The sequence below is a fragment of the Limosilactobacillus antri DSM 16041 genome (assembly GCF_000160835.1).
GTDB lineage: Bacteria > Bacillota > Bacilli > Lactobacillales > Lactobacillaceae > Limosilactobacillus > Limosilactobacillus antri.
On record NZ_GG700733.1, the window covers coordinates 452,920 to 468,073 of the forward strand.

11 protein-coding genes are annotated in these 15,154 nt (G+C 53.3%); 8 read left to right on the forward strand and 3 right to left on the reverse strand.

Annotation, left to right across the window (positions count from 1 at the left end; genetic code table 11):
- The first annotated feature begins 192 nt into the window (after positions 1-192).
- Together HMPREF0494_RS05705 and HMPREF0494_RS05710 are read left to right on the forward strand one after the other, a co-directional pair.
- Complete coding sequence (locus tag HMPREF0494_RS05705; protein WP_225430259.1) at positions 193-1,773, forward strand: LPXTG cell wall anchor domain-containing protein; 1,581 nt, start codon at positions 193-195, stop codon at positions 1,771-1,773.
- A gap of 361 nt (positions 1,774-2,134) precedes the next feature.
- Positions 2,135-2,986, forward strand: coding sequence for a GRP family sugar transporter (locus tag HMPREF0494_RS05710; RefSeq protein WP_225430258.1), 852 nt, complete (start codon positions 2,135-2,137; stop codon positions 2,984-2,986).
- A 174-nt stretch (positions 2,987-3,160) separates the two neighbouring features.
- Here the strand turns inward: HMPREF0494_RS05710 and HMPREF0494_RS05715 are convergent, their stop codons facing one another.
- On the reverse strand, positions 3,161-4,696 hold the full coding sequence (locus tag HMPREF0494_RS05715; protein ID WP_040458844.1) for an FGGY-family carbohydrate kinase: 1,536 nt from the start codon (positions 4,694-4,696) through the stop codon (positions 3,161-3,163).
- Positions 4,697-4,730: 34 nt separating this feature from the next.
- Positions 4,731-5,507 (reverse strand): SDR family oxidoreductase, encoded by a 777-nt coding sequence (locus HMPREF0494_RS05720; RefSeq protein WP_007124002.1) that lies wholly within the window; start codon positions 5,505-5,507, stop codon positions 4,731-4,733.
- A gap of 216 nt (positions 5,508-5,723) precedes the next feature.
- On the opposite strand from HMPREF0494_RS05720, the gene HMPREF0494_RS05725 reads away from it, so the two are divergent.
- A complete protein-coding gene (locus tag HMPREF0494_RS05725; RefSeq protein WP_007124003.1) occupies positions 5,724-6,842 on the forward strand; it encodes an ROK family transcriptional regulator in 1,119 nt (372 codons plus the stop codon).
- Positions 6,843-6,891: 49 nt separating this feature from the next.
- On the opposite strand, the gene HMPREF0494_RS05730 is transcribed toward HMPREF0494_RS05725, so the two are convergent.
- Positions 6,892-8,307, reverse strand: coding sequence for a glycoside-pentoside-hexuronide (GPH):cation symporter (locus HMPREF0494_RS05730; protein WP_007124004.1), 1,416 nt, complete (start codon positions 8,305-8,307; stop codon positions 6,892-6,894).
- Positions 8,308-8,701: 394 nt separating this feature from the next.
- Here HMPREF0494_RS05730 and HMPREF0494_RS05735 point away from each other — a divergent pair, with 394 nt between their 5' ends.
- The 5 genes from HMPREF0494_RS05735 (at position 8,702) to HMPREF0494_RS05755 (ending at position 15,016) form a co-directional block, all read left to right on the forward strand.
- Positions 8,702-10,123 carry a glycoside hydrolase family 32 protein gene (locus tag HMPREF0494_RS05735; protein WP_007124005.1) on the forward strand — a complete coding sequence of 474 codons (1,422 nt, stop codon included), beginning with the start codon at positions 8,702-8,704 and terminating at the stop codon, positions 10,121-10,123.
- Position 10,124: 1 nt separating this feature from the next.
- Positions 10,125-11,399, forward strand: coding sequence for an oligosaccharide MFS transporter (locus tag HMPREF0494_RS05740; RefSeq protein ID WP_007124006.1), 1,275 nt, complete (start codon positions 10,125-10,127; stop codon positions 11,397-11,399).
- A gap of 111 nt (positions 11,400-11,510) precedes the next feature.
- Positions 11,511-12,500 (forward strand): LacI family DNA-binding transcriptional regulator, encoded by a 990-nt coding sequence (locus tag HMPREF0494_RS05745; RefSeq protein WP_040458845.1) that lies wholly within the window; start codon positions 11,511-11,513, stop codon positions 12,498-12,500.
- 294 nt (positions 12,501-12,794) lie between these two features.
- Positions 12,795-13,880 carry an Ldh family oxidoreductase gene (locus HMPREF0494_RS05750; protein WP_040458846.1) on the forward strand — a complete coding sequence of 362 codons (1,086 nt, stop codon included), beginning with the start codon at positions 12,795-12,797 and terminating at the stop codon, positions 13,878-13,880.
- A gap of 98 nt (positions 13,881-13,978) precedes the next feature.
- Entirely contained in the window at positions 13,979-15,016 is a 1,038-nt protein-coding gene (locus tag HMPREF0494_RS05755; protein WP_040458923.1) for a zinc-binding dehydrogenase, read from the forward strand.
- Positions 15,017-15,154: the final 138 nt, after the last annotated feature.

The window sequence follows — 15,154 nt, forward strand, 5'->3', positions numbered from 1 at the left end:
TTTTGTTTATAGTAGTTAATGAAGGGTAAAAATTGGGTGGAAATATCATTTTTGCGCCTGAGTTATTGTATAATAACAAAACCAGCATCCCCATTTTTAATGGGTTGACGATAAAATCAAGCCAGTCTTTACGAAAAGAGTCTTGCGATGAGAGTAAATCAAATTCCCCATATAAGATTGAACAATTACCAGTTGGATAAACGTAAAAAGCAGTGGGCCTTGGTGAGCGCCACGGTACTAACGGCACTATCAGCCAGCTTAGCTAGTGCCCACGCTGCTGACCAGCCAACCGCTGCGCCGACTGCCCCCTCGACGGCGGCTGTACCGACACCAGCAGCGTCATCAGCCGGTACGTCCACTAGGAGCCAACCGGTAGCTGAGAGCACAGCGCCAACTCAGCCGGCCACTGAACCGAAGGTAGAACAGCCGGCAGCCGCGCAGAGTACAACCGCGGCTGCGCAGGCTACCGCCCACCAGCGCGAAGACAACCTGCCGACTGGCCCCGTTAATACCAATACGGTCTACGGTAGTGAAATTGACCCCAGCAAGTACAGCCTCAGTTTTAACGTCAGCCTGCCGTATAAGATTCCCCAGTATAACCTGGTTGACGGCGACTTGCGCTTTGCTAGCAATGAAGAAGTTGCCCACTTGAACGGCTGGACCCAGCCGGCTCTGATTAATGGTCAGGCGGTCAACACTGGCCGTTACCTGGTTTTCCTTAGCAAGCCCGGCTATGATAACCTGTTGGCGTGGTTAAACGGTCACTGGGAGGGCAACCTGCACAAGGAAAACGGCTTGACGGTCGGTGACAAGTGGGTGCCAGACGCCAGCTTGCACAACATTGCCTTAGCACCGTATAACCTCGCAACCATCATTAGCAGTCACTGGTATGCCTTTTACATTATCAACCCCTATGACGTTCAGGCGACGATTACCGGCCAGAGCGTTATTAATGATAACGGCAGTGGTGAGGGCCAGTTTACTCCTGGCCAGTACACGGTTTCCTTTGCCGGAACGCCGGAGGAGACCCCCTTCGCTAATGTCAGTCATGGTTTCAACTACCATTTCCAAACCGGGGATCTGACGATTGGGGAGCAAAATGCGGATGGCAGTTACCAGGTCGTGCTGACGGCCCAGGGAAACGCTAACCTCAGGGCCGCCCTGGATCAAGCCTTTCACAGCGGGCCGGGGACGGACCATGCTTCAAATTACCTCCTCACCATTGACCACGCGGGCGCGACAGTAGTGGTGAACGACTTGGCAAAGCAGACGGTGCGGACGATTGTCACCCATAATGTTAACGGCACCACGACGGAGCAGGAGCAGACGGTTACTTTTAACCGGAGCTTTACAACGGATCCGGCAACGGGGGTAGTCACCTATGGCAGCTGGCACGTTGGCGATGACGTCACGCAACTAGTCGGCACCTGGCCAGCAGTTACGGTCGCGCCGGTAGCAGGATATCAGGCCACTCCCGAGCGGATTGCCGCGGTTACCGTTGACGGTGCTACCGCCAACCAGCTCATTGATGTTTACTACCAGAAGGTTGCGCATGGTGGAACGGCTTCCGGGAACCGCACGCCAGCAGGGACGGCCATTGTGGAAACCACCGGACGCGGCCAGTCAGCCGGGAACGCCGCACCGGGAGCGGTCCAATTACCGCAAACGGGTACTGATCGTTCCGCCAGCGCTATCTGGGGATTAGGGCTCTTCGCACTCGCTAGTCTGTTTGGCTTTGGGCGGCGAAAAAAGCGGCCTACCGACGTTGACTAACGTTCTCATTAAAAGATTGAATTTTTTTCACAAGATTAACCGATTTTCGCGGGAAAGTGGTTAATCTGTGCTCCCAAAAGTGATATAGTATAGATAATTTTAGAAAGCGAGGGACTAACTATGGCAAAGTACATCGTTGAACTCAGTGAAGAAGATTTGCAAATGATTAAGGACTGTCACTCCAAGAACCCTTCAATTATGAAGGCGATGGAGAACGCAAAGAAGGAAAACTAAGCATTCCGCAGGCCGGCGCTGCTAGCGCCCGACATGGGATGAAGATAATCTGAAGAGGCGACTGAAATTGTAGAAAATGCAGTCGCCTCTTTTTGCTGAAAAGGGGACGGAAGCTAATATGTCAGTAATGGATATTTTAATTGCCCTAGTGCCAGCGCTCGGCCTGGGCTTTCAGGTCATCTGTATGCAGCTGATCGGCGGCAAGTACACCAACAAGGTTATGGGGATGGCCATCGTGACCCTGTTAGTCGGGATCGGCGTCTACCTTGTCAAGCAGCCAGTCCTAACGCCGGTGCTCTGGCTGGGGGCGGCGCTGAGCGGAATTGGTTTTTGTATCGGGATTATTCTGCAGGTCAAGAGCTTCTCTTTGGTGGGGGTCTCAATGACCATGCCGATTTCGGTTGGTGAACAGCTGGTCGGGACCGCCCTAGTGGGGGCGCTGTGCTTCCACGAGTGGACGACGGTCAGCCAGTGGCTGCTGGGGGGCGGGGCCCTCATTTTAATTGTCATCGGGATTGCGATGACCGCCTACCAGGAACGGCGTGACCAGGGGAGCAACGTCAAGAAGGGGATGCTCTACCTCCTGGTTTCCTCACTGGGCTTCGTGGCCTACGCCTCCTTCCCGACCGCCTTTCACCTGGGTGGTTGGGACATGGTCTTCCCGCAGGCCGTGGCGATCTTTGTCGCGATGATTATCCTGTGCTCGTTTGAGAAGCAGCCGCAGCTGTTTGCCGCCAAGACCTGGCAGAACATGGCCACCGGAGTCTGCTTCGCCATTGCCAACCTGGGGATTATCTTTTCCAACGAAATTAATGGGGTGGCGGTTGGCTACACCATGTCCCAACTGAACGTGATCATCTCAACCCTGGGCGGCCTGTGGATCCTCCACGAGGCCAAGACGCCGAAGGAAGTTAAGATGATTATCGCCGGGGTGATCCTGGTGGTCGCCGGCGGCATTATGATTGGGGTCACGAAATAGGAATTAGTCGGAATGCCTGGCGGTTGGTTTGCGTGACATTATTAAAACATTCGTAACTAAAACAAGGGCCTGTGGCATGGTTTTGCCACAGGCCCTTAAACTTACATTTCTTAGGAGTAACTATATATATGATGTTGAAAATGGAAAACGGTTGTTAATTACAGGATTTAATGATTATTGGATGTTGGTTAATTCAGAAAGTTCCTTCATATCACTGCCTAAGTCATTGTATAAATTACGGTAGAGCCGGTAGTAGCGGTTGTAGACTTCATGCTGCTCCCGCCGTGGTTCGACCTTTTCGCCCAGAACCTGCCACTTTTGAACCTCGTCAACTGTGAGGGTCCCGGTAGCAAGCCCGGCTAGCATTACGTCGCCAAGGTTGGCTTCAGCGTCGTCAATTGGTGTTCGAACAGCGTAACCGGTAACGTCGGCAAACATCTGAACCCAGTCTGGCGAGTTGGTCACGCCACCGGCGATCACGATGTAGTCGCCGAGGTCGCGGCCCGTACTTTCAATACTGTGCCGGAGGGCGTAGCAAACCGCCTCTTGGAAGGCGTGGAAAAGGTCAGCCTTCGTGTGGACGAGGGACAGGCCGAAGACCAGCCCCTTGGCGTTGGAATTCCAGACCGGGGCCCGCTCACCCATGAAGTATGGGAGCACTACCAGGCCGCGGCTGCCGGCCGGGACATTGTGGGCCTCCTTGCCAAGCGTGACGTAAGCGTTATCGCCGCCGCTTTCTTGCACGCCCTTTTCCAGCAGGCCGAAGTTATCGCGGAACCACTTGGTGATGGCCCCCGCAGTGGCTGAACCAGAGAAGTTGTAAACCAGCTGCCGTGACTTGTAAGGGTATGGCCAGACGATTAATCCCTTGCCCTTAATCGGCTCTTCGCTAACCAGCGCGGCATTCATTGAGGAACCGATTGCGGCAACGTACCGTCCGGGTTGGAAGACACCCATTCCGATGTTGGCTGCCCCAACGTCAACCCCACCGGCGATTACCGGGGTGCCAGCGGGAACGCCTAATTCCTGGGCCGCCTCTTTGGTAATCAGCCCGGCGATTTCGGTGGCGTCGACAAATTTCTCCGGCATCTTATCAACCGGGACCCCCATCGCGTCCATCATTTCTTTCGACCAGGTTCCCTTGTTAATATCGTAGAAACCGCCGATGTTGCCGGCCGCGGAGTAGTCAATTGAAACCTTGCCAGTCAGCTTGTAGATTACGTAGTTGTTTGGCGGCAGGAACATCTTGGTTCGCCGCCAATTTTCTGGTTCGTGGTTCTTGATCCAGAGAACCTTCGTGTAACCATAATAGGGGTCGACAACTTCGTTTCCGGTGATTTCACGGAGCCGGTCAGTGTCGACGTGGCGCTTTACCCACTCGGTTTCTTCGGCGGCCCGGCGATCCATCCAGATTAAGTCCGGCCGTACCGGCTCCATCTTGTCATCAACGGGGATTCCTGAACCACCGTAAAGGCCGCTGATCCCAATTCCCTTAATATCTGCGGGATTGACCTTGCTTTTGGCCACGGTTTTGCGGATGGAGTCTTTAACTGCTTTGAGCCAAACGTCTGGCCACTGTTCTGCCCACAGGGGGTGGGGCGTCAGCACGTCATATTCTTCCAGGTCTTGGGCGATCAGCTCGCCCTTAGTATTCATCAGGATACTTTTGGTCCCGGAGGTTCCAATGTCTGTTCCAATTAAGTAGTCCATACTCTTCATGCTCCTTTATCCTGAAAGGTGATTTTTACCAAGCAGTGAAGGCCCCATCGATCAGGTAATCTTCACCAGTTGAGAAGCTGCTGGTGTCGCTTGCCAGGTAAACGGCCATTCCTTGCAGTTCCTCTGGCTTCCCCAGCCGGCCCAGTGGTGCCCAGTCATTCCAGGTCTTGATTAATGGCTTCAGGTCTGGAGAACTCAGGGTCAGGTCGGTTCCCATGTAGCCGGGGCTCATTGTGTTAACCCGCACGCCGCGCTTGGCCCACTCGATGGCCAGGGACTTGGACAGCTGAATTACACCGTTCTTCGTCGCGTTGTAAGAACACTGTGGTTGCGGCCGGTTAACGATGTGCGCGGACATTGAAGCCGTGTTGACAATCGAACCATGGCCCTGCTTTAACATGTAGCGGCCGGCGGCAGTGGAGCAGAGGAAGACGGAGTTCAAGTTCAGGTTAACAACCTTCAGCCAGTCTTCGTATGACATTTCTTCGGCAGGAACGTTTAAGCACATCCCGGCGTTGTTAAATGCGGCGTCAAGCCCCCCTAATTGGTCAACGACCGTTTGGACCATCTTTTCGACTTCCTCGGGGTCGGTGACGTCGGTCTTAACCGCGATTACCTTTTGCCCAGTGGCCTGAGCAATTTCTTCGGCGGTTGCCTTAGCCTTTTCTTCGTTGATGTCAACGATTGCGACGTCGGCACCGGCTTCGGCGAGCCCGGTGGCCATGGCCTTCCCTAAGCCCTGGGCACCGCCCGTCACATAAATGCTCTTCCTGTCGAGGCGCATCCGATCTAAAATTCCCATGAGTAATTCCTCCTCAAAAAATATTGGATTAATGGTCGCTTTATATTATCTTATCCAATTTTATAAAACGACTTTATTTAATTCACTTTTTAGGATAGGACCTTTATTCCGAAAAGTCAACACTTTTTTGGAACCGATTTCAAGAAATTGAAAAATTAATTATCGTAATCATTTTATGCTACACTTAACCTACTAGTCTAAAGCTGGGAGGGTACTATGAGGACAAAGACAATGCAGTCGATTCAGCAGTCGAATTACTCGAATATTTATCACCTGCTGATGCACAATGATAAGCTATCTAAACAGATGATTGCCGATGAGCTGGGCCTGAGCCTGCCGACGGTCACCAGCAATCTGAACCGGTTGAGCGACCAGCAGCTGATTATGAAGAATGGCCAGCTGGAATCAAAAATCGGCCGCCGGGCCACGGCCTACTCAATTAACCACAATGCCTTTCTGAGTATTGGAATTGAAGTCTTTCAAAAGTACGCCACGATTACGGTGATTAACCTGAAACACGAAGTCCTGGCGATTCATACGGTGAACATCCCGTTCGCAAATAGCGACCAGTACGCTGCGGCACTGGCCGACCAGGTTCGCTGGGTCCTGCAGAACAACGGCTACAACGAGAAGGCCATCTTAGGCGCTGGTATTGGTATCCAGGGGCTGATTGACAGTGCGGGAACTACGGTTTTGTGGGGAAAGATTTTGGATTGCACCGGGATGCGGGCGGAGCGCTTTAGCCAGTTTTTGCCATTCCCGGTTCGCTTTTACCATGATGCCGATTGTGTCGCGGCCGCTGAATACGCCGCCAACCCGCATGACGGAATCGTGCTATCGATCGGCGAGCACTTTGGGAGCGCGATGATCGTTGCTGGCAAGATTTTACGAAGCACGACGGGGCGGGACGGCACGATGGAACACATTTCGATTAACCCCCGCCATGGTCGGCCCTGTTATTGTGGCCGCCGGGGGTGTATTGAAACGTATTGCTCGCTGTCCTCGTTGTTGCAGCCGACCGAAACGCTCAACAGCTTTTTTGCGAACCTCAAGCAGGATGATCCGGCAGTCAAAAAGCGCTTTGCCGAATACCTGGATTACCTTGCTGAGTCAATTTATAACCTCCATATGTTCATCGACGTGCCAATCATAATTGGGGGGCGGCTGAGCAAGTTTATCACTAGCCCGGTCCTTGAAGAATTACGGAAACGCCTAAGGGCAATCTCCGTTTTCCCCGAAAATGAACGGTACGTCAAGGTGGGCCACGTTGCCGATAACGCGGTCGCGATTGGGGCGGCTATCCCCTTTATTGACGAGAAGCTTAGTTCAATTTAAACGATGATAATAAAAAGGGCTTCCAGATTTTTTCTGGAAGCCCTTTTTATTAGGCATTCTGGGTTGTAGTTTGGCTACTATTGAGCCGATTTTCAAGGGCCGCAACGATTTTAGCGTGCTGTTCCTCGGTCAGCGTAACTTTGAAGTAGAAAATCAGGGCCGCAATAATTAACAAGCCGATTGGAATGTAGAACATAAAGGTGTTGAACTCCATAATCCCGTGGGCGGAAATGTCGCTTGGCTTAGCGTTCCCGGTCATACCAGCCGCGACGGCAACGAGGCCGACGATTCCGTTAGAAGCCGCACCGGCAAGCTTGTCAATTAATGGCCGCACCGAAAGGGTGACGGACTCGTTACGGGTTCCGTTCACTAACTGGCCATATTCGACACTATCGGTAATGGTCATCAGGGTTGCCAAGAAGATTAACGGGTAGGGAACGAAGTAGAAGGCGACGGCGGTCAGTACCCAGTGCAGACTTTGCCCGGCAAAGAGGAAGATGACGTAGCCAATGAGCATGAAGCCAATCCCGCCGACGTAAATTGCCTTCCGCTTAATCAGGTTCTCCAAGAACGGGTACAGCGCAACCGAGAAGACCCCGAGGATGCAGGTAATTACCCCAACCCAGGTGTAGGCGGCAGCGTTGCCGAGCCGGTAGGTAAAGTAGTACATCAGAAGCGAGTTCGTAACGACGTAGCTAAAGGCAAACAGGAAGTAGGAGGCCGCAATCCACAGTAACTGGCTGTTGTGGCCGATTGCTCGAAAGATGTCCTTTAATGTCGTGTGCTTGGTGTTTGAGCGAATCAGGTTCTTTTGCTCCTTGATGTTTAGACAGGTAATCAGGGCGCCGCCAGTACACAGGATCGCCACAATAATGACGTAGCCCAGCCAGCCGGCCCGCGTCTGCTGCCCAAACGGCACCTTGGAAAAGAGGTGTGAGAAGAGCATGATCGCAGGGGTGATAATCACAATTACGATCTGCGCACCAAGGGTTGAACCCAGCCGAGAGGCGGTCCCGAAGTTAGTGCGGACCTTATTATCGATACTTACCGCCGGCAGCATCGACCAGATGGCGATGTCGCTAAAGGAGTAGAAGACGTCGATAATTAAGAACGTGATTGAGAGCAGGACCAGGTAGAAGAGCGGGTTGCTCCAGGCAAGGCCAAAGTAGTCCGAAAAGAGGAAGACGAGCCCGATGGAAGCAACGAGGGAGCCGATTAAAATCCAGGGGCGGAACTTCCCCCACCGGGTATTGGTGTTATCGACAATCCCACCGATCATGGGGTCAAACATGATTTCGCCGACCCGGATGATCACGATGATGGAGGTGACGATTCCCACCATCTTGGTGTCACTGGAATTCGTAAAGAGTTGACTGGTAATAAACATCATAAAATAAATGCTGAGGGTGTTATAAAACGCATCGTGCCCAAAGGTGCCGAGCGCATACGCAAAATACTTTTTCAAAGCAGACCGACCTTTCCGTATTTTATAAATACATTTTACAAAACTATTTTACAATTGCATTGTAAATGAAAGCGGTTGCTAAAACAAGGGGTACAAAACTAATTATTTATTTCACAATTGCCAGAACGGGGGGCCATGCCAAGTTAAATTGCGGCAGCCGGGGACTGGGACCACGCTCGGGCCCCGTTAGTCAGAATTTGTGAAGTGATGGTGGCGCTACCAAAAAAATTAAATTTTTGGGAAATTTAATCGAGCACAGTGGTAGCAGGCTTTCTTATGTCAAACGTATGACATATTTGACGATTTTTATATGTCATACGTTTGACATATAATTTCACAAAGTGTAGGCTTTGTTGATGAAAGCGATAACAAAAACGAAGGTGAAGGAATTATCATGAAACAAGTTAATCGTAATAAAGTAATCCAGGTCACTGACCAGCGTTACCGACCGCGTTACCACATCGCAACGCCGGGCGGCTGGCTGAACGACCCCAACGGCTTGTGCTATTACCAGGGCTACTACCACGTCTTTTACCAGTACCACCCGTATTCTGCTGAGTGGGGCCCAATGCACTGGGGCCACGTGCGCAGCAAGGACCTGGTCCACTGGGAGCAGTTACCCGTTGCGCTGGTACCTGGTGACCCGGAGGATACCGGCGGGTGCTTTTCCGGGTCCGCCATGGTTAAGGATGGCCGCCTGTACCTGCTTTATACCGGCCACCATTACTATGACGATGGGGATCAGGATCATTTCTGGGAGAACCAGAACGTGGCGTACAGCGATGACGGAATCCATTTCACCAAGTATGCGGGGAACCCGGTTATCAGTGCGCCTGCTGATAATTCCCAGGATTTCCGCGATCCGAAGGTTTGGCAGCACCAGGGTAAATACTATTTGGTATTGGGAAGCCGGGAGCGGGCAACCAACCAGGGCCGCATTCTGCTGTACCAATCAACAGACCTCCTGCACTGGAAATTATCCGGAACGATGTTTGATGTGACGACCGTCAAAAATACCGGCAAGATGCTCGAATGTCCCGACTTTTTCCACTTGGCGGGCAAGGACATCCTCCTGTGTTCACCGATGGGGCTGCCAGCCACCGCTAAGAACTTTATGAACCTTTCCCAGGTCTGTTACTCAGTTGGCCAGCTTGATTACGCTAACTGCCGCTTTACGGGGACTGACCTCCAAGAATTGGACAAGGGGCATAATTTCTACGCCACCCAGACAATGGCAACCCCCGACCAGCGGCGGATTATGATTGCCTGGACTAGTCCCTTTGAAGAGTCAATGCCGGAAAAGGCGGATGGTTGGGCCGGGATATTGACGATTCCCCGGGAACTAACGCTCAGGGATGGTCACTTATACAACCAACCGGTCCGTGAAATGGCAACGCTGCGTGTCCGCACCGATTATGATGGACAATTCAAGCTTGCCGGCCGCCGGGAACTAACGGTCAGCGATCCCCAGCACAGTGAGTTTACGCTGACGTTCCCGACAGCGGTCACCGGCCAATTTAGCTGGCAGCTCAATGACCAGCAGGGGCAGCTCATCTCATTGACTTACCGCAACGGAGAACTGGTACTCGACCGGCGCGGCCCCGACGGCAAACGGTACGCCGAACTGCCAGCTGGTTTACGAGACTTACGGATCTTTGTCGACACCAGCTCCGTCGAAATCTTTGTCAACAGTGGCTGGGTTTCGTTTACCGATCGCTACTACGCCACTGGCCGGGTGAGTTGCCAAGTGACGAGTGACCATGAGCAGTCAGCCCAAGTTCAGATTTACACATTAGGGACAGAAAAGGGGTTATAGCATGAAAAATAGCAAGTTATCAGCGTTTAAAAACAGCTTTTACCTGGAGAGTTCGCTTAGTCTGCTGCTGTTCTTCGCCGCGTGGGGAATCTGGTGGTCGTTCTTCCAAATCTGGCTCACCAATGACCTCGGCTTCTCTGGGGCCAAGGTCGGGATGATCTATACTTTCGATTCGGCAATTACGCTGGTCTTAATGTTCATCTACGGGTCAGTGCAAGACAAGCTCGGCATTAAACGCCGGCTGCTGATTGGGGTTACCATCCTGGAAATGCTCCTTGGGCCCTTCTTTACCTGGATTTACGCGCCACTGCTGCACTCTAACTTTATCCTCGGCGCCTTCTTAGGTTCCCTCTACCTCTCCTTTGCCTTTCTGGCGGCGTCCCCGACCTTCGAGGCCCTCGCAGAACGGATGAGCCGGCGGTACAGCTTTGAATACGGTCGGGCCCGGGCCTGGGGGTCATTTGGTTACGCCGTTTCGGCATTGTGTGCCGGCTACCTCTTCACCATCAGTCCCTACATCGTCTTTTGGCTCAGCAGCGGGATTAGCTTGCTAACCTTCCTCCTGCTCTGCTTTGGCCGGACTAAGAGCCCCACACAGGTTGCCCGTTACGAGAATAAGGCCGAGGAAGAACACGACGCGGATAAGCCGAGTTTCAAAGAGATCATCAGTGTTTTCAAGCTCAAGCAGTTGTGGGAATTGGTTTTCTTCATTATTTTCAGCGGGTCCTTTTACACGGTCTTTGACCAGCAGATGTTTCCCCAGTTCTTTACCCAATTTTTCAAGACGGCGGCCCAGGGAAACACGGCCTACGGAATCCTCAATTCGATTGAAGTCTTCCTCGAAGCAATTATGATGGCGATTGTTCCCTGGATTATGAAGAAGATCGGGGTCCGCAAGACCCTCTTGATTGGGGTCACCATTATGTTCTTGCGGATCGGCCTCTGCGGCCTGGTCGTCAGCCCGGTCGGGATCTCGATTGTGAAGCTCTTTCACGCCCCGGAAACGGCCATCTTTGCCCTGGCGATGTTCCGCTATTTGACCCTCCACTTTGACACCCGGCTATCGGCGACGATGTACATGGTGGTTGGGCAGATTGCCGGTCAAATCGGCCAGATCATCCTGTCGACGCCCCTGGGAATGCTCCACGACCGGATCGGCTACCGGGCGACCTTCCTGGTTATTTCGCTGATTGTGATTTGCGCTGCGGTATACGCATTCGTCATTTTGCGCAAGGATAACCAGGAGGTTGACGGTCAACCACTAGAAAACAACTAAAGCAAAAAACAGTGACTTAGCGTTGCCCCGCGCACGGTAGGCCACTGTTTCTTTATGGCGCCTTTTAAGGGTATAATGGCCATGAAACTAGATGAGGATGAGGGAATTACTATGAGTCAACCTAAGATGACGGACGTGGCGAAGCTGGCGGGGGTTTCGCCGACAACGGTGTCCCGTGTGATTAACCGGCGGGGGTACCTAAGCGCAAAAACGATTAATAAGGTGGAGGCAGCAATGCACCAGCTCAACTACCGGCCCAACACCGTCGCCCGGCAGCTCCAATCCCAAAAGACGATGACGATTGGCGTGCTGGTCCCGACGGTAGCCAACCCCTTTTTTGGCGAGCTGACGTTCCAGCTTGAGCACTACCTGTTCAATGCCGGCTTCAAGGTGCTGGTCGGCAACGCGGAGAATGATATTGGCAAAGAGCGCCGTTACCTCCAGCAACTGCTGGCCCGGCAGGTGGATGGCCTGGTAATTGCGACCCACAACCACCAGCAGCAGATTCCCGAGTACCAGAATGCCAACTTGCCGATTGTTTCAATTGACCGTTACCTGCGGGCGACGATCCCCAACGTTAGTTCCGACAACTATGCCGGCGGTCGGCTGGCAACTGAGGAGCTGATCCGGCGGGGTGCCGTCCACATCATTCACACCGATAGCGTGGAACGCTTTAATAAGCGTGACTACCTCCGCCAGCAGGCCTACCAAGATGTGATGAGGGAGCACGGGCTGACGCCGGTCACCTATAAGATTGACTTTAATAGCCGGCCTGACCGTCTCCAGGCGTTTTTTAACCGGATTTTTGATGAACACCCCGAGGTGGATGCCTTCTTTACCAGCAACGATATGGATGCGATCCAGCTGCTGCAGGTTGCCCGCCAGCGGGGAATCGCCGTGCCAGACCAGCTCCAGGTCATCGGCTACGACGGGGTGCCGACGACGACCCAGATTGTCCCGGAGCTGTCAACAATTGTGCAGCCGCTTGATGAGATGGCCAAGACGGCGGTTGACCTCCTGCAACGGGAAATTAGGGGTGACCAGGTCGCAGGCAGCCATAAATTACCGGTGAAGCTCCGGGTAAGTGGTTCACTGAGATAAATCTTCCCTTGACTTTTTGACCACACCGCTTAAAATAAGTGATAATAATTAAAAATAGATGAGAATAGTAACGGGTGATTTTAATTATAGAGAGTGCCGGCTGGTGAAAGGACACATTGGATAACCCGCGAAATGAACTCATCGGAATGGGTTGGGTGCAAGCTACAATCCCGGGCGATGGCCGTTATCCATCGCAAGAGGCTATTCTTAAATAGCAAAAATAGGTGGTACCACGGTCAGCGTCCTTGTGCAGTTTGCACGGGGACTTTTTTATTTTGGAAAGGTGTGAACACGATGCATGTAAAAGCAAGTGATGAACGACAATACTTAGAGAATGTGTTTGGTAAGCTCGGCTTCAGCCAGCAGGATGGCCAGCTCTTGGCCGATACCCTGGTCGACGCGGACCTGCGGGGGATTTCCTCCCACGGGATTCAGCGGCTGGCCTGGTACCGGCGGATGATTAAGGACGGAACCATCGTGCCGACCAAGCAGCCGAAAGTGGTCCGGGAACTGCCCGGCTCTGTCCTGGTTGACGCCAACCAGAACATGGGCCAGATTGCGGCGAACCTGGCGATGGACAAGGTAATTGACAAGGCAAAGAAGGTCGGGGTCGGAATTGCCGTAGTCCGGAACTCCAACCACTTCGGGATTGCCGGCTATTACGCTCGCAAGGCCCTGGACGCGGGCTTGGTCGGGATCGCCCTGACCAACACCCGGCCGTTGGTGGTGCCGACCAATGCCACCCAGGCCTTCCTCGGTTCCAACGCCTTTGCCTTCGGCTTCCCGGCTAGCCCTCACCCGTTCATGTTCGATGGGGCAACCTCTGCCGTGGCCGGTGGCAAGATCCAGGTGGCTGATAAGAAGGGAACCGAGCTGCCGGGTGAATGGGTGGTTGACAAGGACCGGCAAGTGGTCACCGACCCGAAAGAGGCGGAGGACATTCTGGCAACGGCCGCCTTTAGTGAAGGCGAACAAAAGGGCGGCGGCCTGGTCACCCTGGGTGGTAACCAGGAAGTTAACGCCAACTACAAGGGGATGGGCAACTCCATCGTGGTCGAGCTGCTGACCGGGATCCTGGCCCAGGGGTCGATTTCGGCCGACACCGTCCGCGGCAAGCACGACTTTAGCCAGTTCCTCTTTGCCTTTGATCCGGCCTTCTTCGGTGATCCGGAAACATTGAAGCAGGACGCCACCGCGATGCTGGACCGAATCCGCGGCCTCGAACACGTTGCCGGCAAGACGATCTGGGTACCAGGCGACCGTGAATACCGTTACCTGAAGGAAAACCAGCAGTCCGGCGTTGCCATCGACGACAAGACTGCCGAAGAAATTACGGCAATTGGCAAGGAACTGGGGGTTCCGGTTCCGGCTGCACTGTAATTATTCATTTTGTCTATGGCTACTCATTAATTCAAAGTATTACTCTTTTGTGATGGTTCTAGTTATAATTGGAATTATACAGAAGGGAGTCCTGAATGATGAAGAAAGCCTTTTTTGCAAGCAAAGGTCAGATGGAGTTAAAGGACGTTGACCAGCCAACAATCCAAAAGCCAGACGACGTAATCATCAAGGTATTGCGGTCGTGTGTCTGCGGGTCGGACCTGTGGAACTTCCGGGGGATTAACCCAGTTGAAGCGGAGGCTGAAAACTCCGGTCACGAAGCCCTCGGGGTGGTCGAAGAAGTCGGTGCTGACATCACAACCGTGCAGCCCGGCGACTTCGTGATTGCGCCATTTACCCACGGTTGCGGCCACTGTCCTGCTTGCCGGGCCGGCTTTGATGGCTCATGCCAAAGCCATTCTGACAACTTCTCGTCGGGGGTGCAAGCTGAATACATTCGTTTCCAGCACGGTCAATGGGCCCTGGTCAAGGTTCCGGGGCAGCCAGCCGATTACAGCGAGGGCATGAAGAAGTCCTTACTGACCCTGGCCGACGTGATGGCAACTGGTTACCACGCGGCCCGGGTTGCCAACGTTAGTGCTGGAGACACCGTGGTCGTAATGGGTGACGGTGCGGTCGGCCTGTGTGCCATTATCGCGGCAAAGATGCGCGGTGCCAAGCAGATTATCTCCACCAGCCGCCATGCTGACCGGCAGGCCCTGGCCAAGGAATTCGGGGCGACCGACAACGTAGCGGTCCGGGGTGACGAAGCGGTTCAGGCCATCATGGACCTGACTAACGGTGGCGCCGACGCCGTCCTTGAATGTGTCGGGACGGAGCAGTCCACGAACACCGCCCTGGCAGTCGGCCGTCCAGGTGCCATCATCGGCCGGGTTGGCCTGCCCCACACGCCAAAGCAGGACATGACTGCCCTCTTCTACAAGAATGCAATTGTTGCGGGGGGTCCGGCTTCCGTGACGACTTATGATAAGGAAGTCCTGCTCAAGGCCGTTCTGGATGGTGAGATCAACCCCGGCAAGGTCTTCACGAAGTCCTTTAGCCTGGACGAGATTCAAGCGGCCTATGAGGCGATGGACCAGCGGCAGGCCATCAAGTCCTACCTGGTCTTTGACTAATAAATAAGCACAATTTCTCAAATGGAAAGCCCCGGAACAGGTTGCTGCCAACCTGTCGGGGCTTTTTGTGTTTTAAAATGTCAAATATAATTGACACCTCATCTGGAGCTTGCTATGATAACGTCAATCAATGTCACA

Bases quoted from the DNA above. Each gene is read 5' to 3' on its own strand.
- HMPREF0494_RS05710 (WP_225430258.1), top strand. From the start codon at position 2,135: ATGGATATTTTAATTGCCCTAGTGCCAGCGCTCGGCCTGGGCTTTCAG.
- HMPREF0494_RS05715 (WP_040458844.1), bottom strand. From the start codon at position 4,696: ATGGACTACTTAATTGGAACAGACATTGGAACCTCCGGGACCAAAAGT.
- HMPREF0494_RS05720 (WP_007124002.1), bottom strand. From the start codon at position 5,507: ATGGGAATTTTAGATCGGATGCGCCTCGACAGGAAGAGCATTTATGTG.
- HMPREF0494_RS05725 (WP_007124003.1), top strand. From the start codon at position 5,724: ATGAGGACAAAGACAATGCAGTCGATTCAGCAGTCGAATTACTCGAAT.
- HMPREF0494_RS05735 (WP_007124005.1), top strand. From the start codon at position 8,702: ATGAAACAAGTTAATCGTAATAAAGTAATCCAGGTCACTGACCAGCGT.
- HMPREF0494_RS05740 (WP_007124006.1), top strand. From the start codon at position 10,125: ATGAAAAATAGCAAGTTATCAGCGTTTAAAAACAGCTTTTACCTGGAG.
- HMPREF0494_RS05745 (WP_040458845.1), top strand. From the start codon at position 11,511: ATGAGTCAACCTAAGATGACGGACGTGGCGAAGCTGGCGGGGGTTTCG.
- HMPREF0494_RS05750 (WP_040458846.1), top strand. From the start codon at position 12,795: ATGCATGTAAAAGCAAGTGATGAACGACAATACTTAGAGAATGTGTTT.
- HMPREF0494_RS05755 (WP_040458923.1), top strand. From the start codon at position 13,979: ATGAAGAAAGCCTTTTTTGCAAGCAAAGGTCAGATGGAGTTAAAGGAC.